A 1,049-nucleotide genomic window follows, 5' to 3' on the forward strand; every position below is an offset into this window, starting at 1 on the left:
GGCCCGCGAACGCGACCTCGACCCAGGCCTGGACGTGCTCGCCGAGGAACGTGACCTCCTCACCCGGGTCGTCCTCGTCCTCGGCCTGGAAGCCGAGCACCACCCGGGCCGGGAGGCCCATCTCGCGGGCCATCAGCGCCATCGCCGACGCGTACTGCTCACCGTCACCCACCATCAGGTCGCCGGTCAGCAACGTCGTCATCCTGTCCGCGCCGTGGCCCGACAGGGACGGGTACTGGCCCGCGTCGACCAGGCCGTGGGAGAACCAACCGCGCTCGGCCAGACCACGCTCCAGGGTGCGGGCGATCAGCACCGGGGACGTCGCCGTCCCGGCGATCTCACCGGCGAACAACGGCACGGCGTCCGGCACGCCCTCCGGCTCCGGCAGGCTCACCGGGGCGGCCGGGGCGCTGCCGATCTCCTCGTCGCTCGGTGCGTGCGGGACCACGACCTCGGTGGTCCACCTGGCGCCCGACGGCACGCCCTCGGTCAGGACGGCCGTGCCGGTCGCGTCGTTGTAGCGCAACGTCCCGGTCAGGTCGCGGGCACCGGGCCCGGTGAAGGTGAAGGACTCCGCGTACCCGATGGTCGGCAACCACACCATCGGCAGGTCGTGCACCTCGACCTGGACGGTGTGGCGGGTGCCGCGGACGGTGGCGTCGATGCTCTGCCCGACCCGGCGGAACTGCCCCGAGCCGTCGGCCTGCTCCGACCCGGCCACGTTCCACACCACACCGTCGTAGGCGTCCATGGTGGCCAGGCGCACCCGCGCGCCCGCCGGCAGCCCCCGCACGGTCAGGAGCGGGGTGTCGTCCCAGTCCTTGACGAACCGCCGGAACCCCGAGAGCGGGGACGGGTGGTCACGGGGGTCGAACGGGGGGACCAGCTCCTCACGGAGCACGAAACGCTGCTGGGCCTCCCCCAGGGGCGGCCCCGCCAGGGCGCCGGCGGTCCCAGCCACCACGAGCATCGCCGCGAGCGCCGCCACCCGCCGGGGTGAGAACGTTCCGCGGCGCCACGCCACCCACACCAGGGCCACGACCGCCGCC

1 protein-coding gene is annotated in these 1,049 nt (G+C 74.4%); it reads right to left on the reverse strand.

Features of this window, described 5'->3' with window-relative positions; translation table 11 throughout:
• Positions 1-1,049, reverse strand: a 1,049-nt coding sequence (locus tag N869_RS18830; protein WP_035063114.1) for a transglutaminase domain-containing protein, incomplete at both ends; no start/stop codon positions are given.

Source organism: Cellulomonas bogoriensis 69B4 = DSM 16987 (assembly GCF_000767165.1).
Classification (GTDB): domain Bacteria; phylum Actinomycetota; class Actinomycetes; order Actinomycetales; family Cellulomonadaceae; genus Actinotalea; species Actinotalea bogoriensis.